This window comes from Kocuria sp. KD4 (genome assembly GCF_011769905.1).
Taxonomy (GTDB): Bacteria; Actinomycetota; Actinomycetes; order Actinomycetales; family Micrococcaceae; genus Kocuria; species Kocuria marina.
The window spans coordinates 219,273-240,120 of record NZ_CP050449.1; the positions used below are offsets into that span (position 1 = coordinate 219,273).

Below are 20,848 nucleotides of genomic sequence, written 5' to 3' on the forward strand. Positions count from 1 at the left end.
ACGTGATCAACCAGGCAGGGTTCTCAAGCCCGCTCGGCGCGTGAGCGGAAGACCCTCCTCCACCATGGGAGGCGTAGTTCGTCGACGTTCGCCTCCCACATGTTCAAGTGGATGGTGACTCCCGGGCCCACCGCGTCCTGCACCCTCCCCGCGAGTCGTTCGCCCTCACGGCGGTGGGCCTCGCGCTGCTCCGCCGTGGGCCATCCCTTCTCGTAGCCGAAGTGCTGGTTGAAGTTCCGGGTCCAGGCCAGGATGTCCGCTGTGAGGTCAGGGGGGAGCTGGAAGTCCTCCTCATTCAGGAGACCGTCCTATCCCCAGAAGGGCCAGCTGCAGCCGTATTCGTTGAACATGCGGACGGTCGACGGTTTTGTCACGGGGCCGTTCCTCTCACGGGAGTGCTGTGGGCCCATGATCCCCCGGCCCGAGGCAACGGGCAACGGTGGGGCGGCGTGGCACACCACGGTCCTCGGTTCGCTCAAGCGCCCCGCCCGGCGCCGGTGGGGAGAACGTCGGGACCGAGCGCGAGCACGCGGCGTCGCCGTGCGACGGATCGGATCGCGGCCCCTGCTACCGTGACCGGGGCCGTCATCCGGGGGCTCGCCCCGTGGTGACAGCGCATCCCATCGCCGCGCCCGCCCATCTGCATGCCCTCAGCCGGGCGAGGAAAGGACCTGTGACTGTGTCTACCGAGAAGAACCGGAGCTGGTGGCGGCGCTACCTGGCGTTCCCGCTGATCTACAAGCTCGGCATCGCCCTGGTGCTCGGTGCCGTGGTGGGCCTGCTGGTCGGCCCGGACATCGCGGTGGTCAAACCCCTGGGGACGGTGTTCCTCCGCCTGCTGCAGATGATGGTGGTCCCCGTGGTGGTGTTCACCCTGGTGGCCGGAGTGTCCTCCGGCAGTGCCGGGCAGTTCGGCCGGGTGGGCGTGAAGATCATGGTCTACTACACGCTGACCACCATGGTGGCCATCACCCTGGGGCTTGCTCTGGCCTCCCTCTTCCAACCCGGCGCGGGGTTGACGCTGCCGGAGGGCACCGAGTCGGCACCGAAGGAGGCACCCCCTCTCAACGAGGTGCTGATGAACATCGTCCCGACCAATCCCATCAGCGCCATGGTCGAGGGGGACATGCTGGCCGTCCTGTTCTTCGCCCTGGTCTTCGGACTGGCCCTGGGTGTCCTCAGGAGCAGCGAGGACGAGCGACTGGCCGGGCTCGGGGAGAACATGCGGCGGTTCTTCGAGGCCGGTGCGGAGGTCACGTTCGTCGCGATCCGCGGCATCCTGGAGTACGCCCCCATCGGCGTGTTCGCGCTGCTCGCCGTCACCCTGGGTGAGACGGGAATGGACGCGCTGGCGCCGCTGGCCGTGCTCACGGCCACGGTGTACGGCGGGGTGGCCGTGCAGATCCTCCTGTACTGCCTGATCCTGCTGGTGTTCGGCCACTCCGTGCGCGGCTTCTTCGCCGCGGCCAAGGAGCCCATGCTCATGTCCTTCGTGACGCGCTCCAGCAGCGGCACCCTGCCGGTGTCCATGCGCGCGGCGGAGAAGATGGGTGTGGACGAGGGCGTCTACGGCTTCACCCTGCCCCTGGGCGCCACCATCAACATGGACGGCACCGCCGTGTACGTGGGGGCGGCCGTCATCTTCGTCGCCAACGTGGCCGGGGTGCACCTGAGCCTCACGGAGCTCATCAGCGTGGCACTCGTGGGCGTGCTCGCCTCCGTGGGAACCGCCGGTGTGCCCGGGGCGGGGCTCATCATGCTGTCCCTGGCGATCACCCAGGCGGGACTGCCCTTCGGTCCGGTCGCGCTCGTGGCCGGCATCGACGCCCTCCTGGACATGGTGCGCTCCATGTGCAACGTCACCGGCGATCTCGCCGGCACGCGCATCGTGGACGGGGGCGCCCGGAGGAGGCGCAGGGTCTTCCCGGCACGCCAGCGCGACGGCATCGCGGCCGCCGGAGAGGGTTCCACGGCTTCCGCGTCCGCGCACTGAGCGAACGGGCGCGCCGGGCGGTACGACGCCGCCCGGACCGGTCCCGGCCGAACGGCGCCCGCCGCGGGTCGGTAGCATGAGCGGGGCCGGGTGGACCCGGCGTCGTCGTCGAGAAGGGACATCCCATGGCTTTTGTCTGCAGCGCCACCTGGACCGCCAAGCCCGGCGAGGAGGAGACCGTGCGTGCCGCGCTCGCCGAGCTCTCACCCGCTTCGCGCGAGGAGCCCGGGAACCTCTACTACCAGGCGTACCAGAGCCCGGAGGAGCCCACCGTGTTCCGCATCTTCGAGGTGTACCAGGACAAGGCCGCGTTCAAGGCGCACGTGGGCTCGGAGCACTTCGCGCAGTTCGGCGTGGGGCAGGCGATCCCGGCCCTGGCGAACAACGAGCACGAGACCTACGAGACGCTCGACGTCTGATCCGCGCGTGAGCAGCCACGACGGGCCGACGGCGCCGCTGCGCCCGGACCCTGCCGACGCCACCGGGTCCCGTGCTTCCGGCGCGGTCAGCGGGCCCGGCCGCACGACGCCGCGGGCAACGGCCCCGGGCAACGCCGCCCGTCCGGGCCACGCCCCCGGCTCCGCATCCGCGGGCCCTGCCCCGGGTGAACGGGCACCCACCTGGGCGGTCGTCCTCTCCGAGGTCTTCCAGGCCCCGCTCGTCCTGGCCGTGCTGCTGATCCTCATCCCGTGGAGCACCCACGGCACCCTCGGCGCCGTGGTGTGGGGAGTGTCTGCGGCGCTGTCCGTGTGTGGAGTCTCGCTCGCCACGGTCACCGTGCTGGCCCGCCGCGGCGTGCTCACGGATCACCACGTGAGCGTCAAGGAGCACCGCCGCCCGGTGATGATCGGGACGTTCATCCTGGTGGCGGTCTTTCTCATGATCACGCTGGTGTTCCACGGCCCGGTGGAGATCGTGGGGCTGCTCACGGCCACGCTCGCGGCCAGCGCGGTGGTGGCCCTCGTGAGCCCGCGGTGGAAGATATCGGTGCACGGCATGATGATGGGCGGCACCGCGGTGATCCTGCCCGTCACATGGGGGCCGTGGGGCCTGCTGTTCATCCCAGTGGCGCTCGCGGTGTGCGTGAGCCGCCGCGTGCTGCGCGCCCACACGTGGTCGCAGCTGATCGCGGGTTCGGCGTACGGGGTGGTGTTCCTGGGCGGGATCTACGCGCTCATCGCGGGTTGACGCACCGCGCACCCTCGTCCCGGAGAACGACGGTGCCGCACCGCACCCGGGTGCCTCACCGCACTCCGGTCCGCGTCCCGTCGCCCTGCCCGGCGAGGCGGCTTGCGGTGTCGTGGCGGTGACCCGCAGGCGCGAGTGCTCACGGGTGCGGAGCTCGAGGAGCGGCGTCGGCCCCCTTCTTGGCGGCACGCGCCATGAAGGCCACCGCCACCAGAATTCCGGCCAGTGGGATGATGCCGAGCCACGGGACCAGACCCGCGGGTCCCAGGAAGACCAGAGCCAGACACACCAGGTCGAGAACCAGGACCAGGAGACACGCGGTTCTGACCACGGGGAAGGCGGCGGCGTGTCCGGCGCGCCAGGCCACGTCGCTGCGCTGCGTGGCTTTAGTGCGGATGCCCACGGCCCCGTTTCGCCCCATGTCCCCGTTGGCTCCCATGCGGGTGACCGTGAAGATCACGCCGAGCACCACGACGGACATGACGATGCCGATGAGAGCACCCACGCTGGAGTCATCCATGTCAGGGACGATACCCCCGAGGTGCAGTCACGGCACGGGGTGGTGTGCGCCAAGGCGAGCCGACGCCTGACGGGTGCGGGCGGCGTCGTCAGGTCAGCGCCACGAGCAGCCCGGCCGCCAGCAGGCCGCCCACCACGACCCACCCGGTGACGAGCAACGTGGTGCGGACCCCGAAGTGCCGGGCGACCATCACGATGGACGGGATGCTCAGCGCCGGCAGGGTGATGAGCAGGACCCCGGCCACGCCGTGGCTCGCGCCCGCGGCGGTGAGGCCCACGACCACGGGGATCTCGCCACCCGTGGGGATCACCAGTGCCGCACCGATCACGCCCACCAGGAGCAGTGCGAGCGGCCCGGCGTGCTGGTTCAGGGCCGCGAAGTCCGAGAGCCACCCGGAGAAGAACCCGACGAGCACCACCAGGAGCACGTACTCCGGGACCAGGATCAGCAGGTAGCGACCCAGGGCCCTGCCGAAGCGGGAGAGCATCTCACCCCACGTCTGCGGATCGGCGGGCAGGGCCTCGGGCGTCTCGACCTCCACCGTGGAGAAGCGCCGACTCACGAGCACCGCCGCGATCAGCACCACTGCGATCCCCACGACCACGCGCGTGGTCACGAACGGCCAGGGCACGGTGAGCCCCAGGAACACCAGCACTGCGGGATTGAGCAGCGGGTTGGCCAGCCAGTACGCCACGGTGGCACCCGCCGGCGCACCGGAACGCCGCAGACCGATGGCCACGGGCGCGGTGCAGCACGTGCACATCATGCTGGGCAGCGCCAGCAGCGCCCCGGAAATGCCCTGTCCCCAGGAGGTTCGACGGCTCAGCGCCCGCAGCAGCCAGCGGCGCGGCACGAGGGATTCCAGCGCGGCGGCCACCAGCAGCGCGACGAGCGCGGCCTTCCACACGGCCTTGAGGTAGACCACGGTGAAGTCGAACGCACCCTGCAGGGACGGCGTGGAACCGGCCGCGCCGAAGATGGCCTTGCCGTCCCACACGCCGGTCTCGGCCAGCTTGTGGGCCTTCAGGTCGTAGGGGAGCCACTTGGCCCAGAGCAGCCCGGCCACCAGGATCCCCAGGGTGAGGGCGAGCCCCGCCCAGCCCATGTGCCGTGAGGGAGGGGTGGTCTCGGGGGTTTCGATGGGCGCGGGCGTGCTCACGGGGACCTTTCGCGGCGAGGGCTGGAGGCGTCGTCGTCACCGGGGACGACGACGCCGGATCAGCCTACGCCTGGGGCTCGCCTCCGCGCGGGCGGACTCCTGCATGGGTGCGGGCGGGCTCACTCCCAGCTGGCAGTGTCGGGGTCAATCCCGTGGAGCCGTGCGCTCTCGTTGATGGCCTCTCGAAGCCACATCGCGAGCCCGGGGTGCAGCGCGTCGTAGTGCGCGGCGAACGCCGGGTCTGACTCGTATACCCGCCCTAAGCAGACTTGCATCTGTCGTGTGAGGGGAAAGTACCGGCTGAACAGCTTGCGGTGCCGTTCCACGAGCTCGTTCGCCTGGACATCTCCGGGGACTGCGCCGTCATGTACAGCCCGGACGAAATCGTCTTCGAGTTTCTCCGTGTGCCGCGTGAGTTCCGCCCACTTGTCCGGTGTCCGTGCGGCCGCCCGTTCGGCGTACTGCCGCCACTGTGCAGTGTCTCCCCAGCGAGCCCTGGCCTGTGCGGGCCAGTCGGGGTTCCACCCCTCGCCCAGCACTTCTTTCTGACGCTCAGAGCTCAGGAGCGGCCCGCGTTCGTGCGCCTCGATCATGTTCCGCAGGCTCTCCTGGAGCTGCTGCAACCGGTGGATACGTTCCTCTGTCTGGGCACTCTGTTCACGCAGGGCCTCCACGGCGTCCATGTCGGGATCGTCGAGCAGGCCGCATATGGCGTTGAGCCCCAGGCCGAGCTCGCGGTAGACCACCACCCGCTCCAACCTGTCGAGGTCCGCCTGCGTGTAGAGCCGGTACCCGGCGGCGGACCGCGCGGAGGGCCGGGCAAGACCCTCCGCGTCCCAGTGGTGCAGCGTCCGGACGGTCACGCCGAGGCGCTGCGCAGCCTGGCCCACTGTCAGCTGGTCATCCGTCATGCGGCTCATTGTGGTCTGCCTCGGGGCCCGGGGCGGTGATTCCCACGGCCCGGAGGTTCGCCGCTTCCTGGGTTGCGGGGTCGTACGGCTTCGCCGCGGTGAAGACCACCCGAACCCGCTCGGGGGTCACGACCTCCACCTCCCGGCTGTTCCAGGGGGTGTCCCGCGGACCGGTCACGGCGACGTCGTCGAACCGTCCGCACGCCGTCACGAGCGGCTCGATCTGGTGCAACACGCACGAGAAGTTCACGAACACGGAGGGCTCGCTCACGCGGGAGGGGGTGCCGGGTACCAGGAGCACGTCCTGGAACGCCCACCTCCGCAGATGAACCAGTTGCCCGGGGATCTCGAAGAGCGCGAAGAAGCCCAGTGCGTTGGTCCAGAATCTCACGGAGGCGGGCAGATCAGCGGTGCAAATGGTGGTGAACGCCGGCATGCCGTAGATGCCGCGGTATTCCTCGGGTGGGGTGGCGTCCCAGGCGGGGGTGGGAACGGGGCTGATGTCGAAGGCGTCGAAGTGAGTGTTCATGCCGGTGACTGTCCCGCCTCACGCGGCGTGAGGGTCAAGCGGGGAACCACGCACTGACATCTGAGGCACGACATGCCCAGGGGATCGGCCGCTGGGCAGTCATTTCGTGCCTCAGATGATGGGGCGGGCCGGTGCAGCCGCTCACTGGGTCGTGTCCCGCCGGGTCATGGGGTGACGGGTATCATACTTCCGCTGTGGAGAACCCCCGGCAGCTGCTGCAACCCCATCTGCGTCCCGATGAAAAGCTTCTGTGGACGGGACAGCCAGACCCGCGCGTGCATTTCATGCCGTCCGATGCGTTCCTCGTGCCCTTTAGCATCCTGTGGTGCGCTTTCGCGGTGTACTGGACGTGGCTGGTCCTGAACTCTGGGAAGCCCCGGTGGTTTGCCCTCGTAGGGTTACTCTTCGTGGCGGTGGGCCTCTACTAGATGGTCGGACGCTTCCTCGTCAAAGCCCGGCGCAAGCGACGGACGGTCTACGGCCTCACCGACACGCGCGCCATCGTGCTGGAGGATGACCGCCGCATCTCGGAGGTCCGGGTGAAGGACGTGGCCGTGAAGATTCGGAAGAGTCGGGACGGCGGCCGCATCGAGGTTATCTTCGGGGAGGGCGGACTCCCCGGTATCTACCTCAACAGCGGCGTGGAGTTCTTCTCCCCGACAAGCTTGGCGCCTATGGCGTTCTTCGACGTCCCCAACCCGGAGGGACTGCTTCCCGTGCTGGAACGGGTGCGCTGACGGCATCAGGTGCGCCGCGGGTGGTTGGGGCTCACCGCGAGCAGCGCCTCGGCCCGCCCCGTGCCCGCCGCGGGGCTAACGCGGTGGGGACTACACGGAACTGAGAAGACCACCGTCTGGCTCACCGTCGGGGAAGTTTCCTCGCAGCTGCTCCATGAAGCCGGTGGGAGTCAGACCGTCCCAGTAGGCGCTGCCACGTTGCGGTTCGACGGCCGGATCGAAGGGCAGGACCTCGAGAGCTACGGGTCCGCGGTCCACGGGCGTGATCTCGCGCCGGTACTCACGCCGCGAGGTGCCGTCCGATACGACCACGTGCCCGTACCCCTCCTGCAGACGCGCCGAGACGACCCGGAGGTCCGGGTGCAGGTCGTCGAGCATTGCAGGGGTCAGTGACAGGTCGTAGAGGAACCCCGCCCAGTTGCACCGCAGGTTCTCCGGGAACTCGCCGTACTCCAGCGCCACCCGTCCATCCTCTGCCACGGTGATGCCCACGATGTCCTCCCCGGCGGCGACATCGCACGCCCGGTGGTAGAAGTTGTGCGTCTTTCCCATGGATGATTCTCCGTGCTACGAGTGGGAGGCCGGGCGGTACGGTCGGGTCTTGGGCTCGTCGAGAAGCGCCTCACCGCTGGGGCCTCATGATCCCTGAAGGAGTGTCCCATGAACCACGAAGACCTCTCGTCGGTCCGACCCCTGTCGAGTCGGGACGGCGACGCTCTCCGTGCGGCCACCCTGGGCAACATGAACTGGTGCGGAGAACGCTTCTCGCGCGAGGACGTTCTTGCCGACCCCGCAATCGCCCACTACACGGTGTTCGAACCTGAGCGCGGAGACTTCGGCTTCATCATGGTGGACCCTTCGGGCGTCGTCGGCGTGGCCTGGGCGCAGTTCCTGGGCACGGGGAACCCCGGGTACGGGTTCGTTGCCGCTGACGTTCCGGAAGCCAGTCTGTGGGTGGCCCCCGAACGCCGGGGTGCCGGGCACGGACGTTGTCTGCTCCGACGACTTCTCGCGGAGAGCGCCGCGCGCGGGCACGACCGCGTCAGCCTCTCCGTGGAGGACGGCAACCGCGCGAGAGACCTCTATGAGTCCGAAGGGTTCTTAGCGGTCCCCGGACGAGAGCATGACGGGGTCATGGTGTGGAAGGCGGGGTGACACGGACCGCTCGCTCCGCGGGAGCACTGCAGGGAATCACCAGCAGCGACCTCGAAGATCGACACTGCCCTGCGGCCAGGTGCCCACATCGCGCGTTCCAGAACTCACCATCACCGGGGCGCCTGTTTCTTCCACCGTTTGGCTGGAACCGTCGCGGGAACGGAATCGCTCGGTGACCTCAATGCGCTTGTACCCGCACGACTCGTAGAACGGGACTACCTCCTCTCGACAACCGAGGTATCCGTAGTGGGCCGGTGCAATGGATCGGGCGGCGTCCTGCGCCGCAACGAGCAGCCGCGCACCAAGGCCCTGGCCCCGATGCGAGGGGGAGACCAGCACTCCGCCTGTTCCTGCAACCAGCACTTCGTGGTCACCCACGGAAATCATCCGCCGCTGGGTGCCCACGTGACCCACGACCCTCCCGCCCTCGACTGCCATGACGTGCAGTGCGGCAGGAGCGTAGCCGTAGGGTGCGTCAGGGTCCCACGCGCCCTCGTCGGCTCTGTACTCTGCGTCGAAGAGTTCTCCCAACTGGTCGAGCTGCTTCCCTGTCAGCTCCTCGTGCCACGCCAGGCAGATGTCAGCCACCAGGCTCACTCACCCCGCAGCGACGGGAAGTCCGTGTCCGCGTACTCCACCGACTGACCGGAGCCGGACCCGGCCTCGACACCGCTGGGCGAGGCACCGGAACCCCCCAGCGTGTCCGGATGCAGCACGGCCTCCCGCCGCCGCAGCTCCACCCGGCGGATCTTCCCGGAGATGGTCTTGGGCAGGTCGAAGAACTCGAGGCGCCGGATTCGCTTGTACGGCGCGAGGTTCACGCGGCAGTGATGCAGGATGCTCTCCGCGGTCTCGGCGGTGGGCTCGTGACCCGCGGCGAGCACCACGTACGCCTTGGGAACGGCCAGGCGGATGGGATCCGGCGAAGGCACCACTGCCACCTCCACGACCGCGGGGTGCTCGATCACCACGGATTCCAGCTCGAAGGGAGAGAGCCGGTAGTCGGAAGCTTTGAAGACGTCGTCCGCGCGGCCCACGTAGGTGAAGACCCCGTTCTCGTCCCGCGAGACCACGTCCCCGGTGTGGTAGACGCCGCCCCGGAACGCCTCATCGGTCTTCGCGGCGTCCCCGTGGTAGCCGGGTGTCAGGCTCACGGGACGCGGGTCCAGACGCAAGCACAGTTCGCCCTCGGTCTCGCTCACCTCACCGGTCGTGGTGTCGATCAGCACGGTCTCGTACCCGGGGAGCGCACGGCCCATGGCCCCGGGTTTCACGGGCATCCCGGGGGTGTTGGCGATCTGCAGTGAGGACTCGGTCTGACCGTACCCGTCACGGATCTCGGTGCCCCACGCGGCCTTGACCCGCGCGATGATCTCCGGATTCAGTGGTTCACCCGCGGACACCGTCTTGCGCGGCGGGTTCTTCAGATGGGACAGGTCCGACTGGATGAGCATGCGCCACACGGTGGGCGGTGCGCAGAAGGACGTCACGCCCTCGCGGTCCATCTGGTCCATGAGTGCCACGGCGTCGAAGCGCGAGTAGTTGTAGAGGAACACGGTGGCACCCGCGATGAACGGTGCGTAGAAGTTGGACCACGCGTGCTTGCCCCACCCCGGCGACGCCACGTTCAGGTGCACGTCCCCGGGTTCCAGCCCGATCCAGTACATCGTGGACAAATGCCCCACGGGGTACGTGACGTTGGTGTGCTCCACGAGTTTCGGTAGGGACGTGGTCCCGGAGGTGAAGTACAACAGCAGCGGGTCATCCGCGGGCGAGGGCTCGGTCACCTCGAACTCCTCGGGACCCGCGAAGGAGTCCCGGTAGTCGATCACGGGGTGCTCCCCGATCTTCCGCGGGCTCGGTTCTTCACCCTCGCCCGACGACGCCGCAGTCCCGGCCTCCGGCGCTCCCGCCGCGTCGTCGCCGGCAGCAGCGGGCGACGACGCGGCGTCGTCGTGCCCAGCGGAGGACGCGAAGACCGACGGCGCGGAACGGGGACGGTGATCGGGCTGATCGGGAACCTCGATGATCGTGAAGTCCCCGGGGACGTCCTCGAACTTCAGGGCGTTCGTGTGGGACGTGACCACCCAGGCCGCCCGGCCGCGCTCCACGCGGTCCTGCAGATCGGCGGGCCCGAGCATCACGGTCGTGGGGATCATGGGTGCGCCCAGTTTGGTGCACGCAAGCATGGTTTCCCACAGCTCCACCTGGTTGCCGAGCATGAGGATGACCCGGTCACCGCGGCGCACGCCCCGGGAGCGCAACCACGTGGCCAGCTGCGACGAGCGCCGGGACAGCTGCGCGTACGTGCGGCGGGTCTCGGTGCCGTCCTCCTCCACGATCACGAGGGCCTCGCGGTCCGCTTCCTCGCCGTTGCCCAGGACATCGAACCAGTCCAGGGCGAAGTTGAAATACTCGAACCGGGGCCACTCGAACTCGCGGTGTGCGGCGTCCAGGTCGGTGCGTAGGCGCAGCAGCTGGTCCCGTGCGGCGCGCAACCGCTGCGTGACGGAGTGTTCTGAGGCGGTGGTCTCGCTCATGGGATCCTCGTTGCGACGTGTGCGGATCCCCGGCCCGTCCACGGGAGGGCGGCCCGGCGCGCCGGTGGTGCTCGCGCCTCGAACCGGGGGTGGCTGGTTCCTCAAATTTACTGCACCACACCGGGGCGTCGTCGCTGGTCGCGCGCTGACCGGGGCTTGCCGGCTCATGGGGCCCGTCGACCTGCGCGCACCGGAGCCGTACGATCGGGCGGAGAAAGCGACGAACGGCGTCATCAACAGCGTGCTGGACCGCCCACGAGGCGGGGAACGGAGCGGACATGGACATCAGGGACTCGACGGCGGTCGTCACGGGTGCGGCCTCCGGGCTGGGGGCGGCCACGGCCGCGGAACTCGTGGCGCGTGGGGCGCACGTGATCGGCCTGGATCTGCCGCAGGTCGTGCACGCCGCCGCGCCGGTCGATGGCGTGCAGTACGTGTCCGCGGACGTCACCGACGAGGAGCAGGTGCGGGCCGCCGTGGTCACCGCCGCGGACGTGGCGCCGTTGCGCACCGTGGTCAACTGCGCGGGCATCGGGACCTCCGCGCGCGTGGTGGGCAAGAACGGCGTACACGACATCGCGTTGTTCGAGCGCGTGGTGCGGATCAACCTGGTGGGCACGTTCACGGTCCTCGCGCTCGCCGCGGAGGTCATGACCGCGCAGGAGCCCGTGGACGAGGCCGGTCAACGCGGCGTCATCATCAACACCGCCTCCGTGGCTGCCTTCGAGGGACAGATCGGCCAGGCCGCGTACGCCGCGTCCAAGGGCGGTGTGCATTCGATGACGATCGCCGCGGCGCGTGACCTCTCCTCCCGCGGGGTGCGCGTGATGACGATCGCCCCCGGGATCGTGGACACCCCCATGCTCGGTCGAGTGAGCGAGGATTTCCGCAGCGCCCTGGCGGAGTCCGTCCCCTTCCCGCACCGCCTGGCCCGCCCGGACGAGTACGCCCAGCTCGCGGGGATGATCGTGGAGCACGACTACCTCAACGGGGAGACCATCCGCATGGACGGCGCCCTGCGCATGGCGCCGCGCTGATCCTCGCTGCCGCGCGACTGTCCCGTCCCGGGCACGCAGCCACGGGCGACGACACCGCACGGCCCCCGCACATGACGATGCCTCGTCACGGTCCACCCGTGACGAGGCATCGTCGTGATGTGGTCAGAGCTCCGTGGCCCCGGCCTGCGCGAAAGGCCCCGGGAGTCGCCCCGCTGAGGTCGAGACGCCCCCGGGGCGTTCCGCGGATCAGTCGACCGTGAGCACGATCTTGCCCACGGCGTGGCCCTCCTGGCTGGCGGTGAATGCGTCCGGCAGCTGCGCGAGCGGGAAGGTGCGGTCCACGCGGACGGTGAGCTTGCCGTCGTCGGCCAGGCGACCGAGCTCGGTGAGCTGCTCTGCGTCCGGAGAGACCCACATGTAGCTCCCGCCGTGCTCCTCCACCTCGGGGTCCGCGATGGAGGCGTGCTGGCCGTCGTCCGCGAGCACGGCGACGGAGTCCTCTACCACGCCGCCCACGAAGTCCACGACGATGTCCACACCGTTCGGGGCAAGCTCCTTGACGCGCTCCACGAGACCGTCCCCGTACTCCACGGGCTCCGCGCCGAGCTCACGCACGTAGTCGTGGTTCTTGGTCGATGCGGTGCCGATCACCCGCGCGCCGAACGCCTTGGCGATCTGCACGCCCATGCTCCCCACACCACCGGAGGCCGCGTGGATCAGCACGGTCTTGCCCTCCGCGAGACCCAGTCGGGTGAGCACCTGGTACGCGGTGAGTCCCGCGAGCGGCAGTCCTCCGGCCTGTTCCCAGGAAAGACTCTTCGGCTTGGGGGCGAGTGCGCGCACGGGGACGGAGACGTACTGGGCAAACGTACCGCCGTGGATCCAGTCCTTGCGGGCGTAGGCGATCACTTCATCGCCCTCGGAGACGCTGGGGGTGTCGAAGCCCTTGCCCACGACGACGCCCGCGACGTCCCAGCCGGGGGCCGCCGGGAACTGGACGGTCATCATGGGATCCAGCCCGCCGGACATGACCTTCCAGTCCACCGGGTTGATGCCCGCGGCCTTCACCTTCACCAGGACCTCGCCGGGGCCCACCTTGGGCATGGGCTGGTCGGTGAGCTCCAGTACGGAGGTGTCGCCGTACTGCTGATATGTCTGCGCCTTCATTGTGGTCATGTCTGTCTCAACAGCCCCGGGCGGGGACCTTATTCCATGCCGCAGCAAGTTGTTCGTGCGCGCTGCCGGACGACGCCGTCCGGTGGCCTTGGTCTTCCAGTCTCCCCGGGGGTACCCGGGCGAGTGGGGGAGCAGCCTCAGGCGGAGATCAGCGCAATGCCCGTGAGCACGGCGGCGCAGCCGATGAGCCGCGGCACCAGGCGGTTCTCCTTGTAGATCCACCACGCGAGCAGCGAGCCCACCACGATGCTCGACTCCCGCAGGGGAGCCACGAGCGCCACCGGGGTGGACTGCATGGCGAAGAGCACCAGGATGTACGCGAGCGGGGACAGCAGGCCCACCGCGACGATCCGGTTCCGGTCCACGGCCCACGAGCGCACCATGTCCTGGCGCTGCCGCCACGCCTTGGGCGTCAGGGTGAGCACCAGGACCACCGAGGTCAGCGCGAAGTACAGCACGGGCGGCAGGTCCAGGGTGGCCATGGAGTGGTTGTCCCACAGGGTGTACCCGGCGATGCACGCGCCCACCGCGGCACCCCACAGCACGCCGGTCAGGGCGGACTCGCGGGTGGGTGTGGCAGCGGCGTCGCCCCCCGGTGAGTGCCCGTCCGCCCCTTCCGGGGTCGACGTTCCGTACGCGGAGGAGTCCAGCGGGGCGGCGTCGCGCGCGATGACCGCGCCGGGATCCGACGCGTCGGACGAACTCGGCGGGGCGGCGTCGTCGTCCCGGGTGGAAGTGGGCGTACCGAACGTGGCGACCACGGCCACGCCCACGAGCACGGCGATCGCCCCGGCGGCGGCCGTGAGGGAGAGCTGCTCACCCAGGAACAGGACCGCCACGATCATGGTGATCATGGGCCCGGTGCCGCGGGCCACCGCGTAGACCACGCCCAGAGGTGCGCGGTCGTAGCCGGTCTGCAGGGCAGTGCCGTAGACGGTGTGCAGCAGCCCGGAGACCACGGCGGCGCCCACGAGGGGCCACCCCCAGGACTGCCACGCCCCGGGTTCCAGCAGGCTCACGGGGATCAGCACCACCGAGGAGACGAGCCCGTACCACCACACGAACAGGGTCCCGTTGCCGCGGATGCCCTTGGCGAGGATGTTCCAGACCGCGTGCACCACGGCGGCCAGGAGGATCAGGGACACGCTGAGGGTGGACATCACCGTCCATTGGAGCGCACGCGGGGACGCGCGGCCGAATCGGAGCGCGGATTGTGTCGCCGCGCCACGCCCGCCGGGCGGCGGGCAGCGTCCGGGGCGGTTCAGTCCCGCCGGTACCTCAGCAGCTCCGCCATGGCCGCCACGGTCTCCCGGGCGATCCCCGTGCGGTTCTCCACGTGCAGCTTGAACATGACGCCCTCCCCCAGGGAGATCACCAGCTCCGCGGGAACGGTGGTGCACCCGCTGAGCCGCAGCAGCTCGCGTGCCTGCCCCTCGAGCCGCACGCGCTCCTCCGCGAGCACGGTGGCCAGCTGCGCGTTCTCCCGGGTGCGCGTCCGCGCGGAAGGCTGCGGCGGCACCCCGGTGAAGGCGGTGACGCTGCTGAGCCGCCGGGCGGACGACGCGGAGACCACACGCACGCCCATGCGGGAGACCGCACTGAACGGCGAGTACACGGCCCACCTGCCGCAGGCCCGGCCTCGGGTGAGATCGAGTGCGCGGTCGAGGCCACCTCCGAGGATGGCCGCGTGCAGCGCTGGCCGCGCCCGTCGAAGGCGTGGCTGCGGGCGGCGATAGACTGACCGACCGTGGCCAAGCTCTACTTCCGCTACGGCGCGATGAATTCCGGGAAATCCACGGCGCTGCTCCAGGCCGCCTACAACTACGAGGAGCGCGGGCAGCGCGTGCTGCTCGCCAAACCCCACGTGGACACCAAGGGCGAGGACCAAATCCTCTCCCGGCTGGGTGTCACCCGCACGGTGGACTTCCTAATCCAGCCCGGCGAGAGCGCCATGGGCCTATTCAAGCGCCACTCCACCGGCGATGACCCGGAGGCCCTGCTCGAGCACGTGGACGCCCAGCCCGTGGCGTGCCTGCTGGTGGACGAGGCGCAGTTCCTGGAGACCGGGCAGGTGGACGACCTGCTACGGATCGCCGTGCTGCTGGACGTGCCCGTGATGGCCTACGGCATCCGCACCGACTTCCGTACCCGTTCCTTCCCCGGCTCCGAGCGGCTCATGGAGCTCGCCCACACCTTGGAGGAGCTCAAGACCATCTGCCGCTGCGGACGCAAGGCCCTGTTCAACACGCGGAAGGTGGGCGACGACTTCGTGTTCGAGGGGGACCAGGTGGCTATCGACGGCGTGGCCGTCACCTACGAGTCCCTGTGCGCGGCGTGCTACCTGCGAGAATCCGGCGGCAGGCTGGGCTGAGGGGTTAGCCCCGACACGTAAACTGCCCGTATGAGCACCGACTTCTCTCCCGTGGACCTGGCCACCGCCCGTGAGCGCCTGCGCGAACTGATCAAGGACCTCGCCGTGGTGCGGGGCAAGGTCACGCTGGCCAGCGGCATCGAAGCGGACTACTACGTGGACCTGCGCCGCGTGACCCTGCACCACGAGGCCTCCCGGTACGTGGGTCAGGTCATGCTCGGTCTGCTGGACGAGGCCGGGATCGCGTTCGACGCCGCCGGTGGGCTCACCATGGGCGCGGACCCGGTGGGCAACGCGGTCATGCGCACGGCCGGGGACCAGGGCCGCGCCGTCGACACCTTTGTGGTGCGCAAGGCTCAGAAGTCCTACGGCATGGGGCGTCAGGTGGAGGGCCCCAGCGTGGTGGGCCGCAACGTGGTGGTCGTCGAGGACACCTCCACCACGGGTGGTTCCGCCCTGACCGCGGTGGAGGCGCTGCAGAAGGCGGGCGCGAACGTCGTGGCCGTTGCCGTGATCGTGGACCGCCGCACCGGCGCCAAGGAGCGCATCGAGGAGACCGCGGGCGTCCCGTGCCTGTACGCCTACTCCAAGGACGAGCTCGGGCTTGACTGAGCCGGACGCGTCCGGGTCTCGGCAGGACGACGACGCTGCGCCCCGCGTCGTCGGCGTGGGCCCCTGGCAGGGCGAGTGGCCCGCCGGCGAGCGCTGGGACCCCGAGCTGCTGCGCGAGGGCGACCGCCGCAACGTTGCGGACCAGTACCGCTACTGGCGCATGGACGCGATCATCGCGGACCTGGACTCCAGGCGCCACGCCTTCCACGTGGCGGTGGAGAACTGGGAGCACGACTTCAACATCGGCTCCGTGGTGCGCACCGCCAACGCGTTCCTGGCTCGTGAGGTGCACATCATCGGGCGACGCCGATGGAACCGCCGCGGAGCCATGGTCACGGACCGCTACCAGCACGTGCGCCACCACGCGAGTGTCGCGGAGTTCACGGCCTGGGCACGCGGCGAGGGACTCGCGGTGCTCGCGATCGACAACGTTCCCGGTTCCCAGCTGCTCGAGACGTTCGAGCTGCCCGAACGCTGCGTCCTGGTGTTCGGTCAGGAGGGCCCGGGGGTCTCCGAGGAGCTCGTCGCGGAGGCGGACGCGGTGCTGGCCATCGAGCAGTTCGGCTCCACCCGCTCCATCAACGCCGGAGCGGCCGCCGCCGTGACCATGCATGCATGGATCCGCCGCCACGTGTTCGAGCAGCGTCCTGCGCCCTCGTCCGACGTCACGAAGGGCGCAGGAGCGTGAAAAAGGCCGGCCGACCATAGCCAGGAGGCAGAAGTTACCGTAGGGTCATGTGAGTTGAATCACATGATGAAAGGTTCGCATGCTCATGGCTGCCTCGACCACACGGCCATCGTCCTTGCGGCGTTCTGCGGGTGCCCTCGCCCTGGGCGTTGGGCTGCTGCTTGCTGGACTGCAGCCCGCGCATGCGCAGAGCGCAGCAGGCTCCACACCGGATGGCGGTTTCTCCGAGCTGCCGCGCAGCGAGCAGGACCAGAAGCTCCAGGAGCAGGGTCTGACCCGCGATGATCTTGCTCGCGAGGATGCGCTGAAAAAGCTCCGCAGCTCCACGGACACGGACTTCTACAGCACCCCGGCGCAGCTGCCTGCCGCCAACGGGGGTGTGGTGCGTTCGGAGCCGTCCACGTTCTACCTGGACCCCGTCAAGCTCATCAAGCCCAATGCGTCCGCCACGCGCATCATGTACAGGACCACCAACAGCAAGAACCAGGCCGTGGCCACCACGGGCACCGTGCTGCAGTCCAAGGCGGCGTGGCGCAAGCCCGGCCCACGGCCGCTCGTGGTGCTGTCCTCGGGCACCCAGGGTATGGGTGACTCGTGCGCGCCGTCCCGTCAGATGGCCATGGGCACGAACTACGAAGGCCTCAGCCTGGCCGGTCTGATCAATGCCGGCTACAACGTGGTGGCCCCGGACTACATCGGTCTGGGCACTGACGGCGCCCACACCTACATGAACCGTGTGGACCAGGCTCACGCCGTGCTCGATGCCGTGCGCGGTGCGCAGCAGCTCGGCATGGAGGGAGTGGACGCTAAGACCCCCGTGGCCGCCGTGGGATACTCGCAGGGCGGCGGTGCCACGGCTGCAGCCGCGGAGAGCGCCCCTGAGTACGCCCCAGAGGTGCAGCTCAAGAGTGCCTGGGTGGGTGCGCCGCCCGCGGACCTCACACTCACGGGTCAGCACATCGACTCCTCTCTCTTCTCCGGCCTGTCCTTCTACGTGATGGGGGCGGCCGAGGACTCCGGGGTGGCGGTTCGGGACAGACTCAATGCGGAAGGGCAGAGGCGCTATGACAAGGCCCAGGACAGCTGCCTGGTGGGCACCGTCCTCGCCGACGCCCTGGTGCCGTCCGAGAAGCTCACGGCTGACGGGCGCTCCTTCTCCCAGCTGCTCGGGGACCCCGCTCTGAAGGCGTACCTGGACGAGCAGACCATCGGTGCCGCGGGCCGCCACCCTCGTGTCCCGGTGCGCATCGCCCACACCGTGGCGGACGACGTCGTGCCCTACCAGTCGGGCCGACGGCTCGCCCAGAAATGGTGCGCCTCCGGGGTGAACGTCTCCATGCAGACGCTCGCTACGCCCACCCATGTGGGGGCCTCCCTGGAAGGCATTCCCTCGATGCTCGTCTACCTCGACGCACGGTTCAATGGCATCCCGCAGACCAGCTCATGCTGGCGGCTGTGAGCGCCACGGGGCAACGACCCCCGGGCGCCGCGCACCCACCGAGGAGGTCACCCGTGGGCCCGCACGTGGTCACGGCGGCGTGACCACGGCGCGGCTCTGAGCCGATCGGGCCGCCACGGTTCATCCCGTGGCGGGCCGCAATTTTGCGGTGCCGTCCCGGGTCACGAGCAGACCCGTCGCCTAGACTGGAAACAGGCCTCAGGCCACGGTCCAGCCGTGCATCGGGAACCCAGTAGAAGGAGTGTTTCATGCCCATCGCAACCCCTGACGTTTACTCCGAGATGATCGACCGGGCCAAGGAGAAGGGCTTCGCCTACCCGGCCATCAACGTGACCTCCTCCCAGACCCTCAACGCCGCGATCCGCGGTTTCGCCGAGGCGGGTTCGGACGGCATCATCCAGGCGTCCACCGGTGGTGCGGCGTACTGGTCCGGCTCCTCCGTGAAGGACATGGTCACGGGTTCGCTGGCCATGGCGGCGTTCGCCCGCGAGGTCGCCAAGAACTACGACGTCAACATCGCGCTGCACACCGACCACTGCCCCCAGGACAAGCTCGAGGGCTTCGTGCTGCCGCTGCTGGCCGAGTCGGAGAAGGCCGTGGCCCGCGGTGAGGACCCCATCTTCCAGTCGCACATGTGGGACGGTTCCGCGATCGATCTGGACGAGAACCTCAAGATCGCCCAGGAACTGCTGGAGCGCACCCACAAGGCCAAGATCATCCTCGAGGTGGAGATCGGGGCCGTGGGCGGCGAGGAGGACGGCGTCGTCGGCGAGATCAACGACACGCTCTACACGACCGTCGAGGACGGTATGAAGACCATCGGGGCCCTGGGCGCCGGAGAGAAGGGCCGTTACATCACGGCGCTGACCTTCGGCAACGTGCACGGCGTGTACAAGCCCGGCAACGTGCGCCTGCGCCCCGAACTGCTCAAGCAGATCCAGGACGAGGTGGGTGCCAAAATCGGCAAGGACCGCCCGTTCGACCTCGTGTTCCACGGCGGCTCCGGTTCCACCGCGCAGGAGATCGCGGACGCGGTGTCCTACGGCGTGATCAAGATGAACGTGGACACCGACACCCAGTACGCGTTCACGCGCCCCGTGGCCGGGTTCATGTTCAGCAACTACGACGGCGTCCTCAAGGTCGACGGCGAGGTCGGCAACAAGAAGAAGTACGACCCCCGCGTGTGGGGCGCCGAGGCCGAGACCGGCATGGCCGCCCGCGTGGTGGAGGCGTGCCAGAACCTCGGTTCCGCGGGTACCTCCATCAAGTAGGTTCCCCCTGCTCCTCCGGTGCCCCGTACCCCGTGGTGCGGGGCACCGTCGTGTCTCGGGCCGCAACACCACAGGGTCGCTCACCGGGGTGATGCGAATCACTTGTTACGCTCCCCAAATATGGGAACGAGCCACTCGCCGGAAGAAAACCCAGACCGCGACCGCCACCACCTGACGATCAATTCCGAGCCCTCCCGGGCCTACCTCGAACAGCTCGAGCAGGATACGGAACGTCGTAAGAACGAGCTGAAACATCACCTGGCCAGCCACGACGGCGCAGCGGATGAGCTGCATGAGCGTCTCGAATCCTCGATCGAGGGCCAGACCACGGCCCTCGGTCACGTACTGCACGAACTGCATGAGAACCCCGAAACGGCATTCCAGGAACATCGTGCGGTCAAGCTGATCGTCGATCATCTGGCGGACCATGACATTCCCGCGGAGAACCCCGCTTTCGGTCTGGACACCGCCATTCGCGCTGAGGTGACCTCCGAGGACTTCGACCCGGCGTGTCACCGCACCATCGCGATCATGTCGGAGTACGACGCCCTGCCCGGTATCGGCCACGGCTGCGGACACAATGTGATCGCCGTGACCGGCCTGGGTGCGTTCGTGGCACTCGTCGAGCTCATCCGGGGCACACCCTCCGCGTTCTCCGGCCGCGTGGTTTACCTGGGAACGCCCGCGGAGGAGGGTGAAGGTGGCAAAGAGATCATGGCCAGAGCAGGTGCACTGGAGGGTATCGACGCCGCGGTCATGGTGCACTCCTACATCGCGGATCTCGTGGACCAGGTGTGACTCGGTCGCCGTCAGTGCACGGTGCACTATCGCGGTGCGGCAGCCCACGCGTCGTCGCACCCGTTCATGGGACGCAACGCTCTCGACGCCGCAGTGCTCGCCTACCAGGGGCTGGGCCTGCTGAGACAGCAGACCCCGCCCACCGATCGGATCCATGCCGTACTACCCGAGGGCGGAGAACGCCCCAACATCATCACCGAGGCAGCCACCCTGCAGCTGTACGTCCGTTCCCAGCGCCCTGCGACCCTAAAGGCCTTGTCCCAACGGGTGACCGAGGTTCTCCAGGGTGCCGCGCTGATGGCCGGGGTGGATGTCGAGATCGATTGGGATTCGTCCCCCGCCACCCTTCCCGTGCTGGGCAATTCGCCCCTCTCCGATCGGTGGGTCCTCGCTCAGCGACGCCGCGGGCGCGATCCTTACCCGGCGGGCACGGTGTCCGAGGTGCTGGCCGCGTCCACGGACTTCGGCAACGTCAGCTACCGGATTCCCGGTATTCACCCGTTGATCAGCATCACGGACCAGGACATGGGCCTGCACACCCGGGATTTCGCGGCTGCTGCAGCTACCCCGCAGGCAGAAGCTGCGGGTGTCGACGGCGCCTACGGACTGGCAGCGGTGGCTCTCGACTATCTGGTCGATGATGCACTGGCTCAACACGTCCTTGATGACTTCCACGCCGGCGGGGGCGGCATTGCCGTGGAGAGCTATTTCGACTGAACCGGAGCCGGCGGGCCACGCATCGA

Annotated in this window: 23 protein-coding genes; 13 read left to right on the forward strand and 10 right to left on the reverse strand. The window is 69.0% G+C overall.

Annotation, left to right across the window (positions count from 1 at the left end; genetic code table 11):
- Positions 1-679: 679 nt before the first annotated feature.
- The 3 genes from HBK84_RS00970 (at position 680) to HBK84_RS00980 (ending at position 3,181) form a co-directional block, all read left to right on the forward strand.
- Positions 680-1,993: a dicarboxylate/amino acid:cation symporter gene (locus HBK84_RS00970; RefSeq protein ID WP_240919042.1), complete on the forward strand. Its 1,314-nt coding sequence runs from the start codon at positions 680-682 to the stop codon at positions 1,991-1,993.
- Positions 1,994-2,118: 125 nt separating this feature from the next.
- Entirely contained in the window at positions 2,119-2,412 is a 294-nt protein-coding gene (locus tag HBK84_RS00975) for a putative quinol monooxygenase (RefSeq protein ID WP_110920900.1), read from the forward strand.
- Between the two features lie 7 nt (positions 2,413-2,419).
- Complete coding sequence (locus HBK84_RS00980; protein ID WP_240919043.1) at positions 2,420-3,181, forward strand: hypothetical protein; 762 nt, start codon at positions 2,420-2,422, stop codon at positions 3,179-3,181.
- 139 nt (positions 3,182-3,320) lie between these two features.
- On the opposite strand, the gene HBK84_RS00985 is transcribed toward HBK84_RS00980, so the two are convergent.
- The 4 genes from HBK84_RS00985 to HBK84_RS01000 form a co-directional block, all read right to left on the reverse strand.
- Positions 3,321-3,701, reverse strand: a complete 381-nt coding sequence (locus HBK84_RS00985; RefSeq protein WP_167317964.1) for an SdpI family protein — start codon at positions 3,699-3,701, stop codon at positions 3,321-3,323.
- An 88-nt stretch (positions 3,702-3,789) separates the two neighbouring features.
- A complete protein-coding gene (locus HBK84_RS00990; RefSeq protein WP_167317965.1) occupies positions 3,790-4,860 on the reverse strand; it encodes a permease in 1,071 nt (356 codons plus the stop codon).
- A gap of 119 nt (positions 4,861-4,979) precedes the next feature.
- Complete coding sequence (locus HBK84_RS00995; RefSeq protein ID WP_206069170.1) at positions 4,980-5,771, reverse strand: MerR family transcriptional regulator; 792 nt, start codon at positions 5,769-5,771, stop codon at positions 4,980-4,982.
- Entirely contained in the window at positions 5,761-6,300 is a 540-nt protein-coding gene (locus HBK84_RS01000) for a VOC family protein (RefSeq protein WP_167317967.1), read from the reverse strand. The genes HBK84_RS00995 and HBK84_RS01000 overlap by 11 nt, the downstream gene beginning before the upstream one ends.
- Positions 6,301-6,728: 428 nt before the next feature.
- Between HBK84_RS01000 and HBK84_RS01005 the strand changes: the two genes are divergently transcribed.
- Positions 6,729-7,037 carry a hypothetical protein gene (locus HBK84_RS01005; RefSeq protein ID WP_167317968.1) on the forward strand — a complete coding sequence of 103 codons (309 nt, stop codon included), beginning with the start codon at positions 6,729-6,731 and terminating at the stop codon, positions 7,035-7,037.
- Positions 7,038-7,127: 90 nt separating this feature from the next.
- On the opposite strand, the gene HBK84_RS01010 is transcribed toward HBK84_RS01005, so the two are convergent.
- Positions 7,128-7,589: a hypothetical protein gene (locus HBK84_RS01010; RefSeq protein ID WP_131332169.1), complete on the reverse strand. Its 462-nt coding sequence runs from the start codon at positions 7,587-7,589 to the stop codon at positions 7,128-7,130.
- A 108-nt stretch (positions 7,590-7,697) separates the two neighbouring features.
- Between HBK84_RS01010 and HBK84_RS01015 the strand changes: the two genes are divergently transcribed.
- Complete coding sequence (locus HBK84_RS01015) at positions 7,698-8,192, forward strand: GNAT family N-acetyltransferase (protein ID WP_167317969.1); 495 nt, start codon at positions 7,698-7,700, stop codon at positions 8,190-8,192.
- 36 nt (positions 8,193-8,228) lie between these two features.
- Here HBK84_RS01015 and HBK84_RS01020 read toward each other — a convergent pair whose 3' ends face one another.
- Positions 8,229-8,780 carry a GNAT family N-acetyltransferase gene (locus HBK84_RS01020; protein WP_131332171.1) on the reverse strand — a complete coding sequence of 184 codons (552 nt, stop codon included), beginning with the start codon at positions 8,778-8,780 and terminating at the stop codon, positions 8,229-8,231.
- A gap of 5 nt (positions 8,781-8,785) precedes the next feature.
- Positions 8,786-10,732, reverse strand: coding sequence for an AMP-binding protein (locus tag HBK84_RS01025; protein WP_167317970.1), 1,947 nt, complete (start codon positions 10,730-10,732; stop codon positions 8,786-8,788).
- Positions 10,733-11,010: 278 nt separating this feature from the next.
- Between HBK84_RS01025 and HBK84_RS01030 the strand changes: the two genes are divergently transcribed.
- Complete coding sequence (locus HBK84_RS01030) at positions 11,011-11,769, forward strand: SDR family NAD(P)-dependent oxidoreductase (RefSeq protein ID WP_167317971.1); 759 nt, start codon at positions 11,011-11,013, stop codon at positions 11,767-11,769.
- A gap of 207 nt (positions 11,770-11,976) precedes the next feature.
- Here the strand turns inward: HBK84_RS01030 and HBK84_RS01035 are convergent, their stop codons facing one another.
- From HBK84_RS01035 to HBK84_RS12760, 3 genes are all read right to left on the reverse strand, one after another.
- Positions 11,977-12,897, reverse strand: coding sequence for an NADP-dependent oxidoreductase (locus HBK84_RS01035; protein WP_206069205.1), 921 nt, complete (start codon positions 12,895-12,897; stop codon positions 11,977-11,979).
- A gap of 146 nt (positions 12,898-13,043) precedes the next feature.
- Positions 13,044-14,066, reverse strand: a complete 1,023-nt coding sequence (locus HBK84_RS01040) for a DMT family transporter (protein WP_085106802.1) — start codon at positions 14,064-14,066, stop codon at positions 13,044-13,046.
- A gap of 101 nt (positions 14,067-14,167) precedes the next feature.
- On the reverse strand, positions 14,168-14,521 hold the full coding sequence (locus tag HBK84_RS12760; protein ID WP_239317171.1) for a hypothetical protein: 354 nt from the start codon (positions 14,519-14,521) through the stop codon (positions 14,168-14,170).
- A gap of 132 nt (positions 14,522-14,653) precedes the next feature.
- On the opposite strand from HBK84_RS12760, the gene HBK84_RS01055 reads away from it, so the two are divergent.
- From HBK84_RS01055 to HBK84_RS13095, 7 genes are all read left to right on the forward strand, one after another.
- Positions 14,654-15,277: a thymidine kinase gene (locus HBK84_RS01055; protein ID WP_035960877.1), complete on the forward strand. Its 624-nt coding sequence runs from the start codon at positions 14,654-14,656 to the stop codon at positions 15,275-15,277.
- A gap of 30 nt (positions 15,278-15,307) precedes the next feature.
- Positions 15,308-15,889 carry an orotate phosphoribosyltransferase gene (pyrE, locus tag HBK84_RS01060; protein WP_144931985.1) on the forward strand — a complete coding sequence of 194 codons (582 nt, stop codon included), beginning with the start codon at positions 15,308-15,310 and terminating at the stop codon, positions 15,887-15,889.
- The gene (locus HBK84_RS01065) at positions 15,882-16,577 is read left to right on the forward strand and encodes an RNA methyltransferase (RefSeq protein WP_035960874.1); all 696 of its coding nucleotides are present in this window, start codon (positions 15,882-15,884) and stop codon (positions 16,575-16,577) included. The genes pyrE and HBK84_RS01065 overlap by 8 nt, the downstream gene beginning before the upstream one ends.
- Positions 16,578-16,662: 85 nt before the next feature.
- Positions 16,663-18,036, forward strand: a complete 1,374-nt coding sequence (locus HBK84_RS01070; RefSeq protein WP_240919044.1) for a lipase family protein — start codon at positions 16,663-16,665, stop codon at positions 18,034-18,036.
- Positions 18,037-18,284: 248 nt separating this feature from the next.
- Positions 18,285-19,307 carry a class II fructose-bisphosphate aldolase gene (fbaA, locus tag HBK84_RS01075; protein ID WP_167317974.1) on the forward strand — a complete coding sequence of 341 codons (1,023 nt, stop codon included), beginning with the start codon at positions 18,285-18,287 and terminating at the stop codon, positions 19,305-19,307.
- A 120-nt stretch (positions 19,308-19,427) separates the two neighbouring features.
- A complete protein-coding gene (locus HBK84_RS13090; RefSeq protein WP_370520560.1) occupies positions 19,428-20,105 on the forward strand; it encodes a M20/M25/M40 family metallo-hydrolase in 678 nt (225 codons plus the stop codon).
- A 21-nt stretch (positions 20,106-20,126) separates the two neighbouring features.
- Positions 20,127-20,822, forward strand: coding sequence for a peptidase dimerization domain-containing protein (locus tag HBK84_RS13095; protein ID WP_370520561.1), 696 nt, complete (start codon positions 20,127-20,129; stop codon positions 20,820-20,822).
- The last annotated feature ends 26 nt before the right edge of the window (positions 20,823-20,848 follow it).